General features: G+C 47.1%; 19 protein-coding genes and 1 pseudogene. 17 read left to right on the forward strand and 3 right to left on the reverse strand.

Annotation, left to right across the window (positions count from 1 at the left end):
- Positions 1 to 58 precede the first annotated feature (58 nt).
- From mutS to IPG41_06090, 4 genes and pseudogenes are all read left to right on the forward strand, one after another.
- Positions 59 to 2649: pseudogene (mutS, locus tag IPG41_06075) on the forward strand (DNA mismatch repair protein MutS).
- Between the two features lie 53 nt (positions 2650 to 2702).
- Positions 2703 to 2939, forward strand: a complete 237-nt coding sequence (locus IPG41_06080) for a hypothetical protein (protein QQR54723.1) — start codon at positions 2703 to 2705, stop codon at positions 2937 to 2939.
- A 65-nt stretch (positions 2940 to 3004) separates the two neighbouring features.
- Positions 3005 to 3214, forward strand: a complete 210-nt coding sequence (locus tag IPG41_06085) for a hypothetical protein (protein ID QQR54724.1) — start codon at positions 3005 to 3007, stop codon at positions 3212 to 3214.
- Complete coding sequence (locus IPG41_06090) at positions 3211 to 4071, forward strand: HAD family phosphatase (protein ID QQR54725.1); 861 nt, start codon at positions 3211 to 3213, stop codon at positions 4069 to 4071. The genes IPG41_06085 and IPG41_06090 overlap by 4 nt, the downstream gene beginning before the upstream one ends.
- 6 nt (positions 4072 to 4077) lie before the next feature.
- On the opposite strand, the gene IPG41_06095 is transcribed toward IPG41_06090, so the two are convergent.
- Positions 4078 to 4356: a hypothetical protein gene (locus IPG41_06095; GenBank protein QQR54726.1), complete on the reverse strand. Its 279-nt coding sequence runs from the start codon at positions 4354 to 4356 to the stop codon at positions 4078 to 4080.
- 11 nt (positions 4357 to 4367) lie between these two features.
- A complete protein-coding gene (locus IPG41_06100; protein QQR54727.1) occupies positions 4368 to 5459 on the reverse strand; it encodes an asparaginase in 1092 nt (363 codons plus the stop codon).
- A gap of 127 nt (positions 5460 to 5586) precedes the next feature.
- Here IPG41_06100 and IPG41_06105 point away from each other — a divergent pair, with 127 nt between their 5' ends.
- The 11 genes from IPG41_06105 to IPG41_06155 all read left to right on the forward strand — a co-directional run bounded on the left by IPG41_06105 (position 5587) and on the right by IPG41_06155 (position 18847).
- On the forward strand, positions 5587 to 6396 hold the full coding sequence (locus IPG41_06105; GenBank protein ID QQR54728.1) for a BlaI/MecI/CopY family transcriptional regulator: 810 nt from the start codon (positions 5587 to 5589) through the stop codon (positions 6394 to 6396).
- An 87-nt stretch (positions 6397 to 6483) separates the two neighbouring features.
- Positions 6484 to 7056, forward strand: a complete 573-nt coding sequence (locus IPG41_06110; GenBank protein ID QQR54729.1) for a hypothetical protein — start codon at positions 6484 to 6486, stop codon at positions 7054 to 7056.
- Positions 7043 to 7789, forward strand: a complete 747-nt coding sequence (locus tag IPG41_06115; GenBank protein ID QQR54730.1) for a nucleotidyl transferase AbiEii/AbiGii toxin family protein — start codon at positions 7043 to 7045, stop codon at positions 7787 to 7789. Before IPG41_06110 ends, IPG41_06115 begins: the two co-directional genes overlap by 14 nt.
- 194 nt (positions 7790 to 7983) lie before the next feature.
- Positions 7984 to 8466, forward strand: coding sequence for a 30S ribosomal protein S6 (gene rpsF / locus IPG41_06120; GenBank protein ID QQR54731.1), 483 nt, complete (start codon positions 7984 to 7986; stop codon positions 8464 to 8466).
- Between the two features lie 18 nt (positions 8467 to 8484).
- On the forward strand, positions 8485 to 8958 hold the full coding sequence (gene ssb, locus IPG41_06125) for a single-stranded DNA-binding protein (GenBank protein QQR54732.1): 474 nt from the start codon (positions 8485 to 8487) through the stop codon (positions 8956 to 8958).
- A gap of 23 nt (positions 8959 to 8981) precedes the next feature.
- The gene (locus IPG41_06130) at positions 8982 to 9200 is read left to right on the forward strand and encodes a 30S ribosomal protein S18 (protein QQR54733.1); all 219 of its coding nucleotides are present in this window, start codon (positions 8982 to 8984) and stop codon (positions 9198 to 9200) included.
- 119 nt (positions 9201 to 9319) lie between these two features.
- Positions 9320 to 9853 carry a hypothetical protein gene (locus IPG41_06135; GenBank protein QQR54734.1) on the forward strand — a complete coding sequence of 178 codons (534 nt, stop codon included), beginning with the start codon at positions 9320 to 9322 and terminating at the stop codon, positions 9851 to 9853.
- Entirely contained in the window at positions 9854 to 11413 is a 1560-nt protein-coding gene (locus IPG41_06140) for a hypothetical protein (GenBank protein QQR54735.1), read from the forward strand.
- Positions 11414 to 11421: 8 nt separating this feature from the next.
- Entirely contained in the window at positions 11422 to 12630 is a 1209-nt protein-coding gene (locus IPG41_06145) for a hypothetical protein (protein ID QQR54736.1), read from the forward strand.
- A gap of 1 nt (position 12631) precedes the next feature.
- On the forward strand, positions 12632 to 15016 hold the full coding sequence (locus tag IPG41_06150; protein ID QQR54737.1) for a hypothetical protein: 2385 nt from the start codon (positions 12632 to 12634) through the stop codon (positions 15014 to 15016).
- 150 nt (positions 15017 to 15166) lie between these two features.
- Positions 15167 to 18847 carry a hypothetical protein gene (locus IPG41_06155; protein ID QQR54738.1) on the forward strand — a complete coding sequence of 1227 codons (3681 nt, stop codon included), beginning with the start codon at positions 15167 to 15169 and terminating at the stop codon, positions 18845 to 18847.
- On the opposite strand, the gene IPG41_06160 is transcribed toward IPG41_06155, so the two are convergent.
- Complete coding sequence (locus tag IPG41_06160) at positions 18844 to 20652, reverse strand: threonine--tRNA ligase (GenBank protein QQR54739.1); 1809 nt, start codon at positions 20650 to 20652, stop codon at positions 18844 to 18846. The two genes, IPG41_06155 and IPG41_06160, sit on opposite strands and share 4 nt — an antisense overlap.
- Before the next feature lie 179 nt (positions 20653 to 20831).
- Between IPG41_06160 and IPG41_06165 the strand changes: the two genes are divergently transcribed.
- Positions 20832 to 21095 carry a hypothetical protein gene (locus IPG41_06165; protein ID QQR54740.1) on the forward strand — a complete coding sequence of 88 codons (264 nt, stop codon included), beginning with the start codon at positions 20832 to 20834 and terminating at the stop codon, positions 21093 to 21095.
- Positions 21096 to 21356: 261 nt separating this feature from the next.
- Positions 21357 to 21884: a transposase family protein gene (locus tag IPG41_06170; GenBank protein ID QQR54741.1), complete on the forward strand. Its 528-nt coding sequence runs from the start codon at positions 21357 to 21359 to the stop codon at positions 21882 to 21884.

Genomic DNA, 21884 nt, shown 5'->3' on the forward strand with positions numbered 1-21884 from the left:
ATTCCTCTTGGCATTCTTTCAGGAACTCCGCTACGATAAGCCAAATTTAAGCTTTCTCATGCTCGAGCTCACGCCCATGATGCAGCAATATCAAGAACTCAAGTCTCAGTGCAAAGACTGCATCCTTTTCTTTCGACTCGGTGATTTTTATGAAATGTTTGGGCCCGACGCACTGGAGGCCTCTAAAATTCTCGACCTCACCCTAACCTCCCGCAATAAAAAAGATGAAAATCCGCTCCCCATGTGTGGAGTGCCCTATCACGCCGCCGAAAACTACATCGCCCGCCTCACCAAGGCCGGGAAGAAAGTGGCCATCTGTGAGCAAGTCTCCGATCCCAGCCTTCCTGGAATTGTAAAAAGAAAAATCGTCCGCATCATCACGCCTGGAACGACCTACAATGCCACTCTTCTCAAGCAAAAAGCCAACCGTTTCGTGGTCGCCGTTTTCCCACAAAAAGATTATTTTGGACTCGCCTTTGCGGACCTCACCACCGGGGAATTCAAAGCCGCAGAATTACAAGGGGAGGAAGTGCTCAAAATGGAACTGCTCCGCCTCGATCCCGCCGAACTTGTGGTGCTTGAAGAACATTATGATGATCCGCAGCTGCGCGTCTCCATCCACGAATGGACTCAGGCGCCCATCTCGTCCATTCAACTTTTTGAAGAGGCTTATCCCTTCATCGCGCGCCACTTCAAAGTGACCACATTGGAAGGTTTTGGCATCGCCAGCCAGCCTTTGCGATTCAAGCTTCTGCACTGCTGCTCAAATACCTGAAAAACACCCAAAAAGAGAGCTTTGTACATGTGGATCGCATCACGGCCTATCATCGCGAAAAAACCATGCCCCTCGATGAAGCCACCGTTCGCAACCTCGAGCTTTTCAGCACCCTTCGCGATCAAGAAGAAGCTCACACGCTGCTCGCCGTTCTGGATCAAACCCACACCGCCATGGGAGGACGTCTGCTGCGCCGCTGGGTGACGGAGCCTCTCTTGAGAAAAGATGAAATCGAAGCCCGTCACGATGCTGTGGAAGACCTCGTCAAACAAGACAAGCTCAGAAGCACCCTCGAAGTCGAACTCAAACCCATGAACGACCTCGAGCGCCTGCTTGGACGACTCGGTTCCAGCAGTGGAAACGCCCGCGACCTCAAAGGGCTTGCCCTCACGCTCAAGCGCATTCCAGCCATTCAAAACACCCTAACTCAGGCCAACTCCATCTTGCTCAAAGGCTTGCAAAAAGATCTTAAGCCGCTGGAAGAACTCGCCGCCGAAATCGACCGAGCCATTGTGGACGAACCGCCGCTCCGCCTCACGGAAGGCGGGCTGATCAAACCTGGCTACCATGCTGAACTCGACGAACTTCATGGTCTCATGCACGATGCCAAATCTGCCCTCAAAGCCATCGAAGAAAAAGAAATCGCTGCAACCGGCATTAACTCGCTCAAAGTTTCTTACAATCGCGTCTTCGGTTACTACATTGAAGTCAGCAAAGTGAACCTGGGCAAAGTGCCACCCGATTACATCCGCAAGCAGACCCTTGCGAGCGCTGAGCGCTACATAACCCCCGAACTCAAGTCTTATGAAGAAAAAGTACTCTCCGCGGAAGAGCGCAGTGTGGTGCTTGAGCATGAACTCTTTCAAGAGATCAAGGGCCGCGTGCTCACCGAAGTGCGCACCATCAAACAAAATGCGGGAGTCCTTGCGCAACTCGATGTGCTGCACAGTTTTGCGCAAACGGCCATTCATCGCAGTTACTGCCGCCCTAAACTTACGAACGATCCCATGCTCGCCATTGAAGCGGGCCGCCATCCCGTTGTGGAGAGCATGACCTTTGAGCAAGCCTTCGTGCCCAACAGCACCTTTTTCGCCAAAGATCAGGAGGAGATTTTGCTACTCACCGGACCCAACATGAGTGGAAAATCCACCTACCTCCGTCAAGTCGCCCTCATCGTTTTGATGGCACAAATTGGGTCTTTTGTACCCGCCAAATCCGCGACTCTGCGTGTTTTCGACCGCATCTTCACCCGCGTCGGTGCCAGCGACAACCTCGTGCGAGGTCAGTCGACCTTCATGGTGGAAATGCAAGAATCCGCCTACATTCTCAATCACGCGACTGACCGCAGTCTCATTATTTTGGATGAAGTGGGCCGTGGCACCAGCACTTACGACGGACTCAGCATCGCGTGGGCCATTTTTGAACACCTCCACGACAAAATCCGCGGATTTACCCTTTTTGCAACCCACTATCACGAACTCATTCAGCTGACAGAAAAACTTTCTTGCGCCAAAAACTACTCCATCGACGTGCAAGAAACCGCGCACGGCGTGCTCTTCCTTCACCAGATCAAAGAAGGCGCCATCGACAAGAGCTACGGCATCGAAGTCGCCAAACTCGCAGGTTTGCCAGCTGTACTCATCGACCGTGCTGCCCAAGTGCTCAACGCTCTCGAAACCGAAAAAAGCCTCTCCACCGGCAAAGTCCCCGAGAATCAAACCAGCCTTTTTGCAGGCACCTACGCGACCCGCCGCGAACCCGGCAAACTCAGCCACCCCGCCATCGACAAGTTGAACGCCCTCAATCTCGACCGCATGACACCTCTTGAGGCACTGAATGCGCTGAACGAATTGAAAGGGATGAAAAACAACTGAATTTGCAAAACTTATCGTTATATATATAATATATATGTATTTTTCGATAAACCATGAACACCACTATTTCTATTGATAAAAAAACTCGCGACCGTGCCGCCAAACGTGCCAAAAGAGAAAAAATTTCAGTGAGCGCCATTGTCCGCATCCTTTTAACAGATTACGCAGAAGGGAGAATCCAAATTGGAACTCGAATTCCTATGCAAATAGAATCCTCAGAAATCGCTGTAGATGGAGAGACTCAAACTCTTATGGACGACGTTCTTAACACCTGGAGCAAAATAAGATGAAAGGGATTTTTCAACCCATTAAAGGAAAAAACTTACCGAGCCACTCAAAACTTATTAAGCTTTACATGACCACCATTCTTGGTGCAAGACGAGCCATTTTCTTGGTAGAAACGACTACTGAAGATGGGTTCTTCCTTATGTTTCGTTCAAAAAATGATCCAATTGGAGAAAACATGACCATTAAAAATACAGAGTTCAAAAGCACCCTTCATCACTACCTGGAGTTATTAAACGAAGATCTACTCAATCAAAATTTCGAAATCTTCACAGCATGACTTTTCCCTCCACCCCTCAAGAAGCCGCCCGTGAAAAAGCCCTCAAGCACCCATTCAAAGCGGTGGCCTTCGATGTGGATGGGACTCTCACGCATTTTGCCCGATTCACCATTCCCACTTTCATGGCTGAGGCGCTCGTAAAAATTCCCGAAAACATTCCACGAGCCATCTGCACGGGCCGCGATCTTCGCTTCATCCATAGGCAATTGCTCCACATTTGCAGTCACAGCTTAAATCCCGACGAAGAACTGAAACGTTGGTGGGTTTTTGCTGAAAACGGGGGAGTGGGTTACCGCTGGAATACGCATAAAAAAGACTTCGAACCGTGGTACGAAGTGGACTGGCCCGAGCATCCCAGTAAAGACACTCTCGAAGCCTTCGGCAAAGACAAACTGGGGTGGAGCGGCATCTTTTTACTTCGAGAACACAGCATGATTGTGCGTCACCCCGATTGGACTTACTTGTTCCCCAAGCTCACACGCATCCTGTCCAAACACAGCCACCGAAAGCTCGATAAAATTCTCGGAAAAAACGGCTGGACAGAAACGTTCATGGTGCAAGATTCTGGCATTGGAAACGTGATTCTTCCCCGTGCCAGCGGCAAAGGGAGCGCCATGCAGCGTTGGGCTAAACAACTTGGACTCAATCCTAAAGACATCCTCGTTGTAGGGGATCAACCCCGTCCCGGCGAAAATGATGAAAGCTTTCTCTGCGGCGACAACGGCACTGCTTTCTCAGTGGGCAGCCTCATCCACGCCACCTTTCCACTCCCTGTGCGCGACGAACGCGGCCGCCGTTTGAAAGGGCCCGAAGGCACGGCAAAATTGCTGGAGCAGGTGAGGTGGGATCAAAATTGAGCTGCTTTATTCCCAACTCCACTTGCCGAAGCGAGCTTGATAAGGGGCTAGAGTACCGTCATCGTATCGATCAGGTCTGTTGTCATAAAAATCCAAACTAGGAAGTTTACTGCTTTTTGCACCGCGAAACACGCCTTTAGAATACACCGCACGTTCTTCGTCAGGAGTTATAATCGTAGGCTTAGGTTGCCAGAGGGCGGCCATAACGGCCTCCTCAATGCGATAACGTTCCCGATAGGCAGCCTCTAATTCCGCGAGATGATTTTGAGGTGTTTTCTCTGCCATAGATTTTAGATTTAAAATTTGTCCCACCTGTAGTTCACGGCCTTCACTTCTCCTACAAAATCCTTAAGCAAAAGGTCAGCCACACTTTGATAAGAAAAGTGTCCCTGCGCCAGCAGCCACATCAGTTTCACTTCAGTGGCAATATCGGTCATATCTCCTGAAGGAATGGCCCCTCTTTTGAGAGCTAAAACTGCACATTCATCATTCACTTCCTTATAAGAATTTCCACCCAAAAATTTAGTGGCCACAATGACAGGGATTCCATAAGAATGAACCACCTTCTCAATGAAGGGTAGGAAGGAGAACTCCCCATCCGTTGGAACGGAACCTGCTCCATACGATTTCAAAATCACCGCCTTGCATTTACCTGTGGTTACTAAATCCTCTAGAACGCTAGGTCTTTGGCCAGGGGTGAGATCTAAACTGAACACCGTGGGGCTAAAATGCGGACTCACCTGAAGAGGAACGCTGGGGTCAGACCGTCGAGCTTCTGAAGAGAAGTGAACTCCTGTCGCCGTAATGATAGCAAGAGGAGGGAAGGCTGGAGACGTAAAGGCACGAAACGAAGCTTCGCTAATTTTAACTGAGCGCGCTGCGCGCAAAACTACATCATTGAAAGTGATCATCACCTCGCCGATTCCTAGCCGACTGGCTTCAATACAGGTCTTCACGGAATTTTCAAAATTGAAACGAGCATCGTTTCCAAACACAGTCAGCGGCAGTTGAGATCCTGTAAGCACGACAGGTTTAGAGAGGCTATTCCCCAAAGACAAAGCGAGGGCAGAACCCGTATAGGCCAAAGTATTGGTTCCATGGGTGATCACAAAGCCATCGTAGTTATTGTAGTTCTGTTGAATGAAGTAAGTGAGCCGAGTCCAGTCATCAGGGGTGATGTTGGTGCTGTCTTTGTTCGTCAAAGAAACCAACTCTATATCAGCCAGTTCGGATAAATTCGGTAGCAACGCTAGAACTTCCTCAATCTTGTCTGCTGGTTTAACAGTTTTTTCAATAGGGTCAACCACCATCATGATGGTTCCTCCATAACCAATGATGAGGATTTTTTTACGAACAGATTTATCTTCAAGATTGGAATCGTTAGACATGAGGAAAAGGAATTAAGGTGAGCTCAGTGTGACTGAAAAACATTTTTTCGATCAAACATATTAGGCAGTGGAAATTTGTATTTGACTTATAACAGATTAAAAACTAAATTAAATCTGCCTACCATACATGGGCAGCAATGCTCACAAAGGCACAAAAATGCTCATCAAAACTCTTCAAACCTTCGGCCTAGACGACAAAGAAATCGCTGCTTACTTACGTTTGCTCAAATACGGAGGCACCCCCGCCAGCACACTGGCTTACCTCTTGGCCCAACCTCGAACCAGTGTTCAAAATGTGCTCACTCGTCTTGAAAAACAGAACCTCGTGGTGAAAACCCGAGACAAGAACACCTACGTCTACTCCGCTGTCCATCCCGAAGAATTCATAGAAATGCTTGAAATTCGCAAACGTAAAAAGAACTACGAGTATCAAAAACTATCAAATGAACTTGAAAAAGTCATGCCTCAAATGCTTGGAATGATGCAAACCGACCGACACATCCCCAGTGTACAGTTTTATAGAGGTAGGGCAGGGGTCCATCAGGTGCTTTTTGACACGCTCAACTCCAAAACAGACCTCAAGGACTTCGCCAACATCGACGCCATGTTCAAGTACGTCAAAGACATCAATAGCGAATATGTACGTGCTCGAGAAAAAACCACCCTCAAAAAGCGCAGCCTACTTTTAGACACTCCTTTTGCACGCAAAACCTATGAGAGCCAAAAATACTCTCCCAAGTCTCACGCCGGTTATAAATGGATCAACAGTCAGCGTTATCCGTTCACCATTGAAACCAATATCTACGACGGGAAAGTTTCCTACCTCACTTACGTCGAAAACGATCTGATTGGGGTGATCATTGAAAACGACTACATCTACCAAATGCACGATTCCATGTGGAACCTCATTTGGGACAGCTTGCCCGATTCTAAATAATTCACCTATGACAGAGGAATTTATGAATACAACTTGCAACCTTGAAAAGCCCACCATATTACTGTATAGTATACACATAAGTATACTATGCCAAACCAAATACAAGCTCATCGCATCGCTTTATTGGCTCGCAAAAGTGAAGTCCTTTTTCACCTGAAAGACCTCGCCAACTTGTGGCAAATCAAGCAGGCTCAAACCTTAAGAATCACCATCAAACGCTATTGTGATGCCGGTCTCTTGTACCGCATTTACAGAGGTTTTTACGCCACTCGACCCCTTACCGAACTAGACCCACAAGTTTTAGGAGCCAAGGCTCTTCATACCTATTGTTACCTTTCCACCGAATCCATTTTATTCGCAACCGGCTATCTTTCACAGAAGCCACAGGCCTTAAGCTTTGTGAGCGCACGCCGAAAAACCATCCAAATAGGAGAGCAGCTCATCCTCAGCCGCCAACTCAAAACTGCTTTTCTTTACAATTCCGAAGGGGTAGAAGAATCCGATGGAGTCAAGAAAGCAACTCCAGAGCGTGCGGTGGCGGACCTCCTTTACTTCAATCCCCTCGCTCACTTCGACAAAAAAGTAGATTGGAATCGCGTCCGTGCCCTCCAAAAAAAGATCGGTTATCCTCTCACCCCCAAGCGCTATGTTGCTTCCTAAAACCAGTGACGCCGTTCACAAAGCGTGGCTCTACACCGTGCTCACCGAAATAGCCGACCATAGAGACTTGAGCCGCCTGCTTCGTTTTAAAGGAGGAACCTGCGCCGCTATGCTGGGGTGGATCAATCGTTTTTCTGTAGATTTGGACTTTGATCTCATTGATGAAAGACAGGTGGCATTTGTTCAAAAAGAGCTCGAAAAAATCTTTAAAAAGCTGAGCTTAGAAATCAAAGATAAAAGTCAAAAAGCACCTCAGTACTTTTTAAAGTACCCCGCAGCCCTAAAAGACAGAAACACTCTCAAGCTGGACGTGAGTTTTCCACCTGTAAAAGCCAACGACTACGAGCCATACCGTTTTGAAGAAATCGACCGCATCTTCCACTGCCAAACCCCTTCCACCATGTTCGCCAACAAATTGGTGGCCCTCATGGACCGCTACGAAAAGACCGGCTCCATCGCAGGAAGAGATCTTTTTGATATTCATACATTTTTCACCAAAGGATTCACCTATAAACCCGAAGTGATTGAAGAACGCCGTGGAGTAGAGGCCAAAATTTACCTCAAGGAGCTCAAAAAATTCATCCAAGAAGAGATCACTCAAACCGTCATCGACCAAGACTTAAACACCCTGGTTCCCCCAGTCGATTTTAAAAAACTACGCCTTATTCTTAAGCCGCAGGTCTTGATTTTTTTAGGGGCTAACGAATTTAAAATGGATAGTGAAGAATCTTAGCCACGAAAAAACCGGCCACAAGGACCGGCGATGTAACTATAATCAACACATCGTTTCGTCCTTGTGCGGTGCTTTTTCATAAGCCAAGCCCCTTGCCAACGCCCTAACCTCATGCTAATCTCACCGCGCTTTCTCTGTCTTTCGGCTTTGGGAATCGCCCAAAATAGACCGAAGGTAACCTTTAACCCATACAGATGAAATACGAACTCATGTTGCTTCTGAGTCCAAAACATACGGACAAGGAGCAAGAAAAACACCTCAAAGAGGTGAAACAAACCCTCACCGAAAACGGCTACACCGTCGTGGATGAGGACACTTGGGGTATGCGTGATCTCGCGTACCGAATTGCCGGGAACGACCGAGCTTACTATGTCGTTTTAAATTTCACCGGTGAACCCGCTGGAATGGCGCCCGTTCACAAGGATTTGCGCATCCAACCGGGTCTGCTCCGTTACCTGCTCGTGAAAGTTGCAGACGATTACACTCTCATGCGCTACGAAGGGGGTCTCAGCATGGCCAAAACAATCAACAAAATGAGTGCTCCTGCTGAAGAGCTCAACAAAAAAGTGCGTGCTTCCAAAAAGAAGTCAGACACTCCCAAAGAGGAAGAATCCAAGCAAACTGAAGCACTCGATGAAAAGCTCAAAGCCATCATCGAAGACAAAGATATCCTTTAATTTTTAAACTTTCGTATTATGCGAAGCGTGAATAAAGTGATCCTCATCGGTAATCTCACTCGAGATCCCGAACTCAAAAACACTACCAGTGGTCAATCCATCGTGACTTTCGGTCTTGCGACCAATCGTCAATGGACCACCTCCAGCCGCGAAAAACGCAGCTCTGCCGAATTCCACGAATGTGTGGCTTGGGCTAAGCTCGCTGAAATCTGTCAACAACACCTCCGCAAGGGAATGCTGGTCTACGTTGAAGGCTACCTCAAAACTCGCAGTTGGGACCTTGAAGACGGCACTCGCCGTTTCCGCACAGAAATCGTGCTCCAAGACATGATCATTCTTGAAAAACGTCAAGATGCCATGGATTACATTCCCGAAGGGGAAGGAGAAATGGCCGGGCCCATGGATGACGTGGAAATGGTGGCTCAAGAACCTAGTGCTCCTCAAGGAAGCAGCGGACTCTCCGCTTCCATCGAAGAGGACAACATGTTTTAACAGATTAAAATCTCTCTCAATTTATGACTAAAAAAGTTAAAGTTCAAAAGACCAAGCGCCCCGAAGTGCCCGCTCTTGTAGATTACAAAGACGTGGAACTTCTGCGCGGTTATCTTTCTGTTTTTGGACGCATCGTGCCCCGCTACTACACGGGTGTCAGCCTCAAACAACAAAAACAACTCGCGCTCGCCATCAAACGTGCTCGCGAAATGGCTCTCTTGCCATACACCAGCAAGTACTAGGCCTAAAAAAGCGCTAGTTTAAGCCATAAAGTCCCGCTCTCGACAGCGGGATTTTTAGTGCTCCGTAGACCCTTCCAAAAAAATGCATTTCGTGGTAAAATAATGAGATTAAAATACGTATGGCAAAACAAAAACAAAATTCCCCAGAGAACCTGGAGGAAAAAGCACAAAACATCAATGCGTTTGAAAATGCGCTGTTCAGGTGGAAAACGCCCCGTTATTTGCGCTACGAACGCGGTTGGATGTGGTTTGTCTTCATGTTTGCAAGCTGTGCCGGCTTGGCTTTTTATGGCTACCGCACCGAATCCCTCACCATGATGGGGGTCTTCGCCCTACTGCCTTTGGTGCTCTTGCTCGAACACCGAAAGAAGCCGGAATGGGTGGAAGTGGTGATCTCGGAATACGGCATTCGTTTTGGAGAAATGACCTTGCCCTTCAGTGGCATGAGCCGGTTTTGGATACTTCACAACCCTCCTTACCTGAACGAATTGCACGTCGAAACCGAAAGCAAAATGCACAAAGAATATGTGATACAAATGTTGAACATAGATCCAACTCAAATCCGTCAATACTTGGCCACTCAAGTGCCGGAATGGGAAGGCAAACATCTCAGCCTTTTGGACACTTTAACTCGTATTCTCAAACTGAACTGAATGACTGACAAATTTCAAAACAACCGGGAAGAAGCCGAATTGCAAAACAATCAAAAAGCCGCTCAAAAAGAAGCGGCTGCCATCGGTGGACGCCTAACGTCCATTAAAGATGCAGCCGGGGACTACGGGGCCGTCAAGAATCAGTTCAATGCGGTTTATAAAGCCAAAGCCCAAGAATTGATGCGTGAACTTGACTATTTGCGGGATCTTTTGGACCTACGTCGCATCGAAGACATTCAAAAAGCCATTTTGCAATCCTTGCACAGCCGCTGGGCACTCATCTTGGAAATGACAGAAAATGCCACCGATCCTCACCTTCAAATCAGTCGTGGGATCAACATCCTCCAGAGCCTTTCTGTGCCTTCTCTCGTTTACGAACACTTGGTGAAGCAAGGAGACAAAACAGCCGCTGCTGCTTACCTCGAAAAACTGGGAAAACGTGGAGAAGAACTGCTGCCCGATTACAGTAAAATCGCAGAACGTATTCAAAAAAATGAACTCACCCGCGAAGATGTCCAAAAACTCGCTCAACTCAGCGAAGGCTTGGGGCGGAAAAAAACCGATTGGATTCAAGAAGGAGTGTCCGTCAGCTTGCTGCGCCTGCTCACGGAGTCTCAAAAAGTCTCTTTGATAGGAGAAATAGTGAAAAAGCCCAATGCGCAAGCCATTTTAGATCCTCTCTTGCTGGGAGGATACATTCAAGTGGCGCAAGTTTCCGGCACGATAGAAGCGCGACTGAAAACCGACATGGACTCTAAAGAACGAAAGCATTTAGAAGCTTTACATGTGCATGTGCAAGATCCAAAAATGGCCCAAGCACAAGCAGAAATTGAAGAAGCCGTGCAGAAGGAAATGGCAAAAAGAGGCCAGGGAGGCCGCTCTTTCGGTAGCGTCAACCATGCACGCCAACTGCTCACTTTCAAAGGGATAGGAGGAACTTTATTGGCCATCAATGGAGCGACAGCCACGTTTGCAAACGTTTTAATGAACATTCATCAACCCGCTGAACTCTTGGGCAACCCTGCATTGGGAATAGCGATGGCTATGACTGTGGGAGGCTTGGAACTCAGTCAGGGAGTGGGAGGCTTAATGGATAAACCCACCGAAAATTTGGCTCAATGGGTTGAGAAAATCGATGATGGTGTTCAAGGAAAAGATAAAACCGAAGACCTCGCAATCCAGATGAAAAAGATGAATTTGGAAAAAAGCATTTTGCGTGGAGGGCCAATACGTAAGATTTACTTACAATTCGCCGAGCAAATCAATGCGGCTTACGAAAAGAAACGAACAGCGCTGCACAACTCCGACGTTGATATCAGCTTCGAAGAAATGGAACTGGATGGGGAAGGAATAAGCAAAGCATTCAACATTCCAGCCGCAAACAAAATGCAAGTTGAAAGCACAATATCAAAATGGGTTAAACAAATGGCAGCTGGAGAAAATAAAATGTCCGTTGAGTCACAAAAGGATTTCATGGGTAAAGCATTGGAAGAGAAATACGCCTTAGCTCACTATGCACCTTTGTCTGAAGAAGAAGAAAACAAATTGCTCCTCACCTAAAAATAAAAATGTTACTCACCGAATCTTTAAATCAATACAAACAACTTCTCGAACGTGAAATGCGTGGAGAAGCCATTCGATTGGAGCCGGGTTATGCCCAATATTATGAAGTTTGGAAAGAATCCAAAAAAGAATCTTTACCCAAACTTTCGGCGGAAGAACGCGTGGAACATTTTTCTGACGATTTGGAAGAAGAAGTGAACAAACGCATAGAAAATCTGATCGCTCACAAATGGATGAGAGTGGAGAAGAAAAAGGAATTGTACGCAGAGGCCAAACGCGGCGATTTGCTTTTGGTGAGCACAGATGAAGGGAAAAATTTTAATCAAGTCTTGAGTTTGAAAGAAGTGCAAACTCTTGATCCATTAAAAGTGCGTTTGCTTTCCTCCACTTTGATCAGCACCACGAACAAATATGAAAAAGTGAAAGAAGAACAAAATTTGCTGCACATTGCAAAGACACTGCGCGACAATCATTGCTTGGTGCAAAGAGGATTCATAAAAGAAGGTGTGGCGCATGTAGAAATCATCAATCCACGGCTGAAATCCACTGAAGTGGAAGTGGACTTAAACAGCTCCGATTCAACTTTCGATTATCGCTTCAAAGGAAAAGATGAAAAAGAAAAGCACGTGCCCGAAACTCAATTGCCCGAAGCTTTCGGTTTGGCAAGCATCGAAAGCAGTCTCGGTTTAAAGAACGCCACAAATGCCACTTACCTTCTGCAAGGATTGGATCACAAGCAAGAAGACCAATTGCGTGCCCAAAAAATAGGGGCGGTCTCCAGCTTTTTAGCGAGCACAGCCTTACAAGAAACCGCTTTAAAAAAAGCTCGAACAAGCGAGTGGCTTTGGAAAAAACAAGAGGAACAATCTCACGCACAAAACCTTCAACAACTTGTGCCGCTTTTGAACGCAGAAACCCGTTTTATTTCCAATGTTTTGGAATCTAAAAAACAAGTGGCCGCTCGCATTGCGCTGCAAAAAGCCGCTGCAACAGCTGAAATTTTAAACCAAGAAAAAAGAATGGAGACGTATCAATTGGCGAGACAAGTGGCCGCGCAAGAAAGAAGGGCTCAGTTCATCAAAAAACAAGAAGCCTATGCCCAAGCTCAAAGCAACAGAAAAATGCTCGGAGTGCTGGGAGCGGGACTCACCGGAACTTTGACGCTCAGCTTCGGAGGTTTTGCTTGGTGGATCGTTCACCTAACCACTCTTTAATATGAAAAACACACTCAAAAAAATAGGGATGTGGATAGGGAGACACAAAAAGGTGCTGCTCTTAACAGCACTGGGAATGGTCTTCATTTTTCAACCCGAAATGGCTCATGCCGAGCCTCCCAGTGTAAGCAGCGGAGACAACAGCGAAACCGTCAAAGCCGTTGCCGAAATGGTCAACTTATTTGTGAGATTTTTAAACACCTTGCTGTGGCCTTTACTGCTCATCATTGGCGATCTTTTGGATGTGGACATGATCACGGGCCCCGGAATGGAAGAACGCTTGCTCGCCATTTGGGTGGAGATGAGAAATTTAGTGAACATCGCCATTGCTTTGCTCTTGGTGGTGGTGGCTTTTTACAACGTCTTAGGCTTGGGTGGAGGAGAAGGAGAATTGGCCATAAAAACCGTACTGCCAAAAATTGTGCTGGGTTTGATTTTGGTCAACTTCACCTACGTGGGAGGTAAAGTGATTTTGGATGTTGCCAATGTGGGCACCACCATTGCTTTTGCCTTGCCACAAGTCATGGAGCAAAGCAATTCCAGTCAATTCCAAATCGATTCTCAAATTGAAACATTTCAGCAAGAAGTGTGTTACCCCAAACCCACGGTGGCCGACCAAGGCACGCCCGATGACCCCAGCGACGATGTTGTTTCGCAAGGATTTTACAGCAAAGACGATGCCCCCATTCAAACCGAACTTTTTTGTGAATTGGCCACCGCCGATTCCGATGTGGCGGGTGAACCGGACACCGATCAATACGGAGGTATAAAAGAATCCCTTAGATCGACTTATTTCAGCAATTTAAATAAGAACAATGTGGCCATCATCATGGCCGTGAATATGGGTTCTTTGGGTAGTTTGGAACTGCTCAAAAGTTCAGCCGTAGAAAGCTTTAAAGACCTCACCGTGAACAGCCTCTTTGCAGTAGTCATGTACATCATCTTTGCGATTTCGTACGTCGTGTTGGCAGCGGTACTGGTGGTGCGCCTGATTGTACTGTGGTTGGCGCTCGCTCTTTCCCCTCTTGCCGTGCTGACCTATGTGGTGCCCCAAATCAAAGAGTGGTTGGGTGGAGGCGGCGATTTCACGCAAAAAGTCATTAAACATTTGGTGGCTCCCATCATCATCGGTTTAACCATGAGCATGGGCTTCCTACTGATGGACGGATGGAGCGTGGTCACCCGCGACTCTTTCAATGCTTATTCAGACACTCAAGTCACCGAAGTCATGAGCAGCCAATTCCTCGTTTCCGGCATCGATGATTTGCCCAAACTCATCCTCGCCATTGCCAGCATCGCCGTAGTGTGGATGGGAGTGTTTGCAGCCGCCAACGACACGTATGCAGCGGGGTTGACCAACTTCATAAAAGAAAAAGGAGAAGCCGTGGGCGGCATCCTTATGAAGGCTCCTTTGCGTCTCGAAACCATTCCGTTCGGAACGAAAGACGATCCTCAACCTGTGGCTCCACTCAGTATTATGGGCCTCATGGACGACAAGATTCGGGAATACCAATACGGAAACACCGGAAAATTGGCCACCGATCGTTCCGAACTGGAAGACATTTTGAGACAAAGTGGTTGGAGCTCTCTAGTTCCAGAAGGTGGCAGCAAAGACCCCTTGAACAGTTCTCGTCGCCTTTACGACAACGCCCAAATCGCAAACAAAGGATTGATCTCGGCCAATGAAGCCAAAGAAATGGCTCGTGATCTTGCAAACATTGTGGAACAAAGTGGCGCCCTCAAAAAAGCAGGTACCCGAGATGATTATCTTAAGCAACTGACCCTCATCCAAGAGAAATTGGGCAGTGAAAACAAACGTGAAGCAGAAGAAGCTTTCCGTGATTTGCAAGAACTGGCTCGTGAAAAACTCACTGCCGATGACATCGGTATTAGAGAAATGAACCTCAACGGAAGTCAGTACAACGAATTCATCGAAGCCATGAAGAAAGGTGAAGAAGTCAAATTCACAACCGCTCAAAAAGAAGCAGAAAATCCAAGAACACAAATTAAACAAACGCCCGCAGCCGTTCCTGCCCTTATTACCGAGGCACAAAGCACGGCCAACGGTTTTGCAGGAGCTGTAAGCGCGATCAAAGGCGAACCCACGGCACAAGCTTTTGCTGAACGGGCAGAAAAAACACAAAGCGAACTCGCGAAGGCAAGAGATGCCGTAACAGCCTTAGGAACCGATTTCACGGATGAAAAGAAAGGGCTGGCTGCAATTCAAACAGAAAAGGCACAAAAAGAGACAGAATCTCTACTCAAAGACATGCAAGCGGACGCTCAAAAAAATGGACAAGCGCTCGCCGAAACAGTAACCAAACCCATTGAAGACAGCATTGCTCAATTGGAAGCCCTCAAAGGCAAGCTCACACAACTGAAATAAAATGCAAACTTTACAAAAATAAAATTTGATGCTACTATCACCCTCCTACGGTTCTCGTGATCCATGGATGGTGATTGTGAGGGGAGAGTCCGCCCAGCGTGCTGAGCTACTCCCTCCTCTCGCTCGAGAGGGCAGCATCACCCCCCAGCCATGATCCGTTGCCACAACCATTATCGGCTCACGCAAAAAAATCTCTTCCTCGGAGAAGAGATTGTGCTCTTTGCTAGAACGCCCGATGACGACGATGACGGAGGCACTCCGGCCGGCGCAACACCCATCGGTGCAACGGCTGTGCCCAAGCTCATGAGAGGAAATGAGAACAGCAATATAAGGGTACCCAAGGAAGCGCGCGACAGGGCCGAGCACAAATCAAAGCTTTGGGATGAGATGGCCCACATGGTGCCTGAACGGACCGAATATTTGCCACAGTTCACGACCGATGGAAAGAAGGTGGGACCTGGGGAAGGTAATGCCATGGAGATCATGGAAGACTGGCTCAAAAGCCTCGCAGATGCCAATGAAATCCAAAGTTACATTGGGCGCATTTCTAAGTGGGAAGAAGAACTTAAGAATCCCGAAAAACTCACGGACGACACCGCCGTGCGCTTTAAAGACCGTTACAAAGAAGTCTATTCGGAATTGATGAGCATTCGAAAGTTGGCTCCCGCGATCCAACTGCCCGGGATGGGCATCGATTACAAAGCCTTGGAAGCCAAAGCCAGGGCGCAAACGGAGCCCACCACCGCTGAAATTTTGGAAGATTTGGCCAAGTTTAAAAAAGCCTTGGTTGAACAGCGAAAAGTGGCTCTTGAACTGCTACACGAACGTGCTGTTCGTGACTTCGAACGGCGTTTAAACTACATCAAAAAGGAATGGGGAACCAATCCTCCCAAAGGTTACGAAATAGGAAAAGACCAGTGGATAGCAACCTGTAATGCTTTCTTGGAAGAGGCACGAAAGATGCCCAAATTCGATTCAGACAACCCCGACTTTCCAGAAGGATCGGCGGTTTTCGACCGCTTGAAACGTTTGTGGGGAGGGGTCAACAATTTGGAATTGAACCTAGCAAGTTTCCGCGAAGGTCAAAAAGAAGGAGGAGCCTTGAACGCGCAAGGTTTGAAAAATCGATTGGACGAAATCATCGCCAAAAAAAATAAGGTTTTCAATCAAAAAACTTACGGAGAAAAACACGATCAAAGCTTCGACGATTGGCACCACGGAATCATTAAGGATGTTTTGGCTCGCATCGATGAAGTCATCCCGCTTTACGAAAACCGTGTGAAGAACGAAGTGGGCAATCAATCAGCCGTCGATGAGTACTGCCACCTCAAAAATAACTTGGAAGAAGTCAGTGCGCAGGCAGAGGCTGATCCCAACGATGAAGCAATCAATACACAAAAAAAGAAACTCCAAAAAGAGGTGGAAGGCTTCGAAAGTCGACACCATCTCAACAAAGAAAAGATGGAAGTTTTGCAGCATTTGGCAGGGCTCAAAAGCTTACGTGGAAGCATAGAAAAGAGCGGAAACTTGGGCGAAATCTTTGAAAAGGCCATTTATAACAAGGAAACCTACCGCCCCGTAGAAGGAAACATCCCTTACCCAAAAGGCATTGAGGCACAGCTCGATTGGATTACAAAGGTGAACGTTTCCCCAGAGCAGCGCAATCAGATGTTCTTCCGTTTCAATCAAGTCTTAGACACTTTGGACAAAGACATTGAAGGGGCTGAAAACTACGTCCAAACCAAGTTGGGTGTGAATTTATTCAAGAAAATCAACACTCTCAAATACGACCTTGAATATAAGCCCGCTGAGAATAAATGGAAAATCCACTGGATGAGTGGCTTCAAAACTTACGACACTGTTGCCCACACGGTGACATCAATTTTTGAACGCAGCTGGAAGCGTGACGACCAACTCAAAGCGGGAATGTGGGGGAAGGAAGCCTTCAAGTTTTTGGACAAAGTCCCTATCCCTATAGACAGCTTAAAACCAATTCGAGAGTTGCATGCAGAAATGGCAAATGAAGAGGAACACGCCATGATGGAAGACATCAGCCATTGGTCCAAACAATACGAACACGCTTCCGTCGCTCACGTCACACACCAGATGCATGTGACCAAAAACAAGTTTGAATTCCGTGCTTGTATTGAACATCTGTGTAAGAAAGGGCTGATGCGTCTTTTGGACGATGAGGCATTCTTCAAGCAGCTCAATCGCTTTCAAACCAGCGTGAGTGTACCGGTCAGCAAATTTTGGCACAGCGAAAATCGTTTCGATTCTGAAGACGTCATTAAGAAGGCAGTTTTTGCCATGTACGCCGACATCGACCTTTTCGACACCTGGCATTCCCAAAATTCGGGAGCCATTAAAAGTGAAGGAGGCAAATACAATGAAGAATTCAGTCAAATCGCAAACGTACCTGGAGGAGTGTTCAAACTCGCCAAGAAATTACTGGATGATTACAAGCAAGACATCGCCAATCCAGCCAAACATGGTCAATCCGATATTGATCCCAACAAATACGAAGCAGCCCTCCATTATGCCATCGACAATGGGAAAATGAACGCCGAAGATGTGCTGTACCTTCTCTTGCAAGGTATAGCCTGTGGTCTTTTGTCTTTTGATCGCAGTGCCATCTTCACGGGTAAAAACAACAACTATCCCGCCATTGAAATTTTAGACGATGCCACAGAAGATGGAAATGCAAAACCCACGCTTCAAAACATCAAGGAATGGGCCAAAATCGGAGAAGATTACGACAAAAACTACAATGAATATTTGGATTGGTTCCACTCCTTTGTCATGACCAACGAAAAGGTCGTTCAGCGTGTCAACAAGGCCCAAAGCCAAGGTATGCGTTTCGACCACGACTACTTCACTGGATTCGCCGGCCACCTCAACAGTAGTACCATCGAAAGCATGCTGCAGATGAAAGGAGACGGAGGTATGGGGCTGCAAGTCACTGCCATGCAAAACGGTGCGGTGGGTATGCTCTTCTCACTCGATTCCTTGGCGGAAAGTTACGGCGATTTGGGCAGCCGTGGGGGCGCCATTTTATCGCAAATGGTGGATTCCATCATCCGCTTCGATGCCATCCTCAATGCTCGAATGTATGCCAATCAAAGTCAGTACTACAAAATCGACAACGCAACCCTCAATGGTAATCCTCGTTATGCAGGAGCTTATAAAATTTATGGGCGTGGACCGATGAGCACCGCCGATCACTTGGACATCATGCGCAAATACTTCGCAAAATTGGATGTAGACCCTGCAGGCACCAACCTATTAGGCAAGTTGTTCAGCAATCAACTGAAGACCGAAGCAGACATCCAAGCGGTCATGGTGCCTCTATTTCGAAATCATAAAAACGCCTTCGGAAAAGAAAAGACAGCCAAAGATTTCAAGACGGTAGAAGACATTTATCGCAACTTGGGAGCCTACATCGACTACGCAATTCAACAGGATTATCCTTTAAGGAATTTCTTGGGTGCTATTAAAGAAGATCATCGCAGAGCCAAGGAAGACGGTACTGGAAAGGACATTGGAAAAATCCGCGCACATGCCAAAGAACAACGCATGGCATTCAAGCAAGAATTCGCAGCCCAAATGCAGAGAAACGAAATGGAGGAACCCGATCACCACGCCCATCACGGACATGGCCATGGAGACGATCATGGACACGATGAGCATGGCGAAGCTCCTCATGGAGCTCATCCACCTGCCGCTCACCGCAGTACAGACCCTATCCCACCAGTCAGCGCCTCTCGTGATTTTGGAACTGGAGCCGGTGGTTTTTTCAATCGCCTCTACGAAGAACAATTTCCAAACTAAACCTCCCCTCTCTCCGGCAAACTTCGTTCAGAGATTTCTTTGGTCACGTTTTCAGCAAAAGCATCGAGCGCTAAAACATCCTGTTTTTTGGTGTGATAATTGCGAGCGGCCACGGTTTTTTCGGCCATTTCTTTTTCACCAACCACCAACATGTACGGGATTTTTTTAGCCTCTGCATTGCGGATTTTCTTACCCAAACTTTCAGAGCTGTCATCGATGCTCACACGAATATCTTGAGCACGCAAAGCCTCTGCGACTTCTTCCGCATAACCCAGGAATTTATCGGAAACAGGTAGCACCGTCGCCTGCACTGGCGCGAGCCAAGTGGGGAAGGCTCCTGCGAAATGTTCGATCAAAAATCCAATCAAACGTTCATGGGTTGAAAGCGGTGCACGGTGCACACAAAGAGGAGTTTTTTCCTTGCCATCGCTGTCCACATAAGTGAGATCAAAACGCTTGGGCACCGCGAAGTCAAGTTGGTTCGTGGCGAGCGTGAATTCACGTCCAATCGCAGACCAAATTTCTACGTCGATTTTTGGTCCATAGAACGCGGCTTCACCCGGAGCTTCCACAAAATTCACTCCTGATTTTTTCATCCCGTTGCGCAATTTTTCTTCAGTTTCAAGCCAGAGTTCGGGCTCATTCACATATTTTTTTCCAAGGCCTTCTTTGTCGTGCAAAGACAAACGCATGACATACTTTTCAATGCCAAATATTTCGAAATATTTTTTATAAATTTCCAGCACATTCAAAAACTCTGTTTCAAATTGTTCCGGGGTGCAATAAATGTGAGCATCGTTCATGCACATCGAGCGCACACGCATCAGTCCAAACAAAGCTCCGCTGTCTTCAAAACGATAGCAGTGTCCATACTCCGCAAGGCGAATGGGCAGTTCACGATACGAGCGCTTGCGACTGCCATAAATAAGGTGATGATGTGGACAATTCATCGGCTTCAAATAGTATTCCTCGTTGTCGAGTTTCATCGGGGGGAACATCGAATCAGCATAATAGGGGAGGTGCCCCGACTTGTGGTACAAAGTTCCCTTTGTGATGTGTGGAGTGCGCACGCGAGAATAGCTGTTGTCGAACTCCACTTGCTTTGCGAGTTTTTCAATTTCTTCCACCAGCACCGCTCCATTCGGAAGCCACAGCGGAAGGCCTGCCCCCACTTCATCCGAAATCATGAAAATTTCCAACTCTTTCCCCAATTTGCGATGATCGCGTTTTTCCGCTTCCTCCAGCATTTTCAAGTGTGCCGAAAGTTCTTCTTCGCTGTCAAAACACAGTCCGTAAATGCGCTGAAGTTGAGGATTTTTTTCATTTCCACGCCAATAGGCCGCTGCAATTTTATTGAGCTTGAAGGCCCCGATTCCCTTCGTGCTTTCGAGGTGCCCTCCACGGCACAGGTCAATGAATTTCGTTTCGCCTGCTTTATTCACATTTTTATAAAAAGTAAGGGTTTGCCCTGCCTCCGCAAATTCCGTCGCAAGTTCCACTTTGAAGGGCTGCTCTGCTTTTTTCAAAAATTCAATCACTTTTTCAGGGTCTTCTTCCATGCGTTCAAAACTTTGATCATCCACAATGATGCGTCGCATTTTTTCTTCCAAAATCTCCAAATCCTCAGGAACCAAGGCACGGGGGAGCTGAAAGTCGTAATAGAATCCATAATCGATCACCGGCCCGACCCCCAACTTGGCTTCGGGAAACATTTCTAAAACCGCTTGAGCCAGCACATGCGCTGCGGAATGACGAACGGCATACAAAGGATCTTTGAGTTTTTCTTCCAGAAGTTCTTTTTGCATAGATTAAGGGAAACCGGATGCTAAACTTATAAACACTCGGAGCGCCGCTGTCAACGAAGCCCGCTAAGACCGGTTCCCGCGCAATTTTCTACGTAGTTTCACGAATTTCAAGTACAGCTCAGGGGAAAAGGAAGAGGGAGTAGAGTAGAGATACTTTACTTCTTCACCCCAACTCCCTCATGGAACAATATAACATGACGAAAGGCATTCGTGGACTGAGAAGATTACTTCGGCAGTTTAACGAAGCTACTTTAAAGCCCTGGCAGAGAGACGTACTTAGAGAAAGAATCCTTATTTTGGATTGGTACGACCATAATGGAAAGAATAAAGCCAAGACTGCCAGGGCTTTTGAAACTTCTAGAAGCCACGTACAAAAAGCTGGTGAAGGCCAGAAAGGAAGAAGGACTGGGTGGTCTTATTCCGAAAATAACAGGACCCAATAACAAACGTGGATTTAATCTCACCAGTGAAGAGAAACAAGAGATTGAACGCTATGCAAGGATGTTTCCAGATTGGAGCCACAAGAAGCTTCACATGTTTCTTCACCAGCACAGCATTTCCACCTTGTACCGCTATTTGGCAGCAAAGGATTACTGGTTCGTAATCGCTGCCCCGGGTTTCACAAGAAACCAAAACCTAGGTCTGCTTGGAAAGTCCAAAGAAAGAAACTCCCCAAGGACTACCAAATCTTAAAACCTGGAGACTTGGTAGTCCTAGATTCCATCGTTGAGTTTGTGGACAGCGCCTTCAACAAACTGTACTTCATTACCTGTGTGGATGTGGCCACCAGGATAGGTTTTGCACTCGTAACCAAGCACCACAGTTCCAAGGCGGCCAAAGCTTTGCTGGAAAAGATGGAAGAAGTGCTCCAGACCAAGATTAAAGCTGTTTTAACAGACAACGGCAGTGAGTTCCTGGCGTACTTCCATAAAGCCTGCCAGCAGCAAGGGATTGAGCACTTCTTCACTCGCCCCAGAACACCAAAAGATAATGCGATTTGTGAGCGATTCAACCTTACTTTGCAACAACACCTCTACTGGAGAGTGGACTTAACCAGTCCCATTTACAAGATTAATGAGGTGCTCGCGGATTGGCTCGTGGAGTATAATTGCCTTCGTCCACATGAATCTCTCAATATGAGACCTCCAGTTGCTCACTACTTTCATCTATTCTACTCCCCTCGCCCCATCCCCGAGGTGTACTTGAAACTATGGAACCGGACATTTTCTTGA

The organism is Candidatus Peregrinibacteria bacterium, from assembly GCA_016699145.1.
GTDB lineage: Bacteria > Patescibacteriota > Gracilibacteria > UBA1369 > 2-02-FULL-48-14.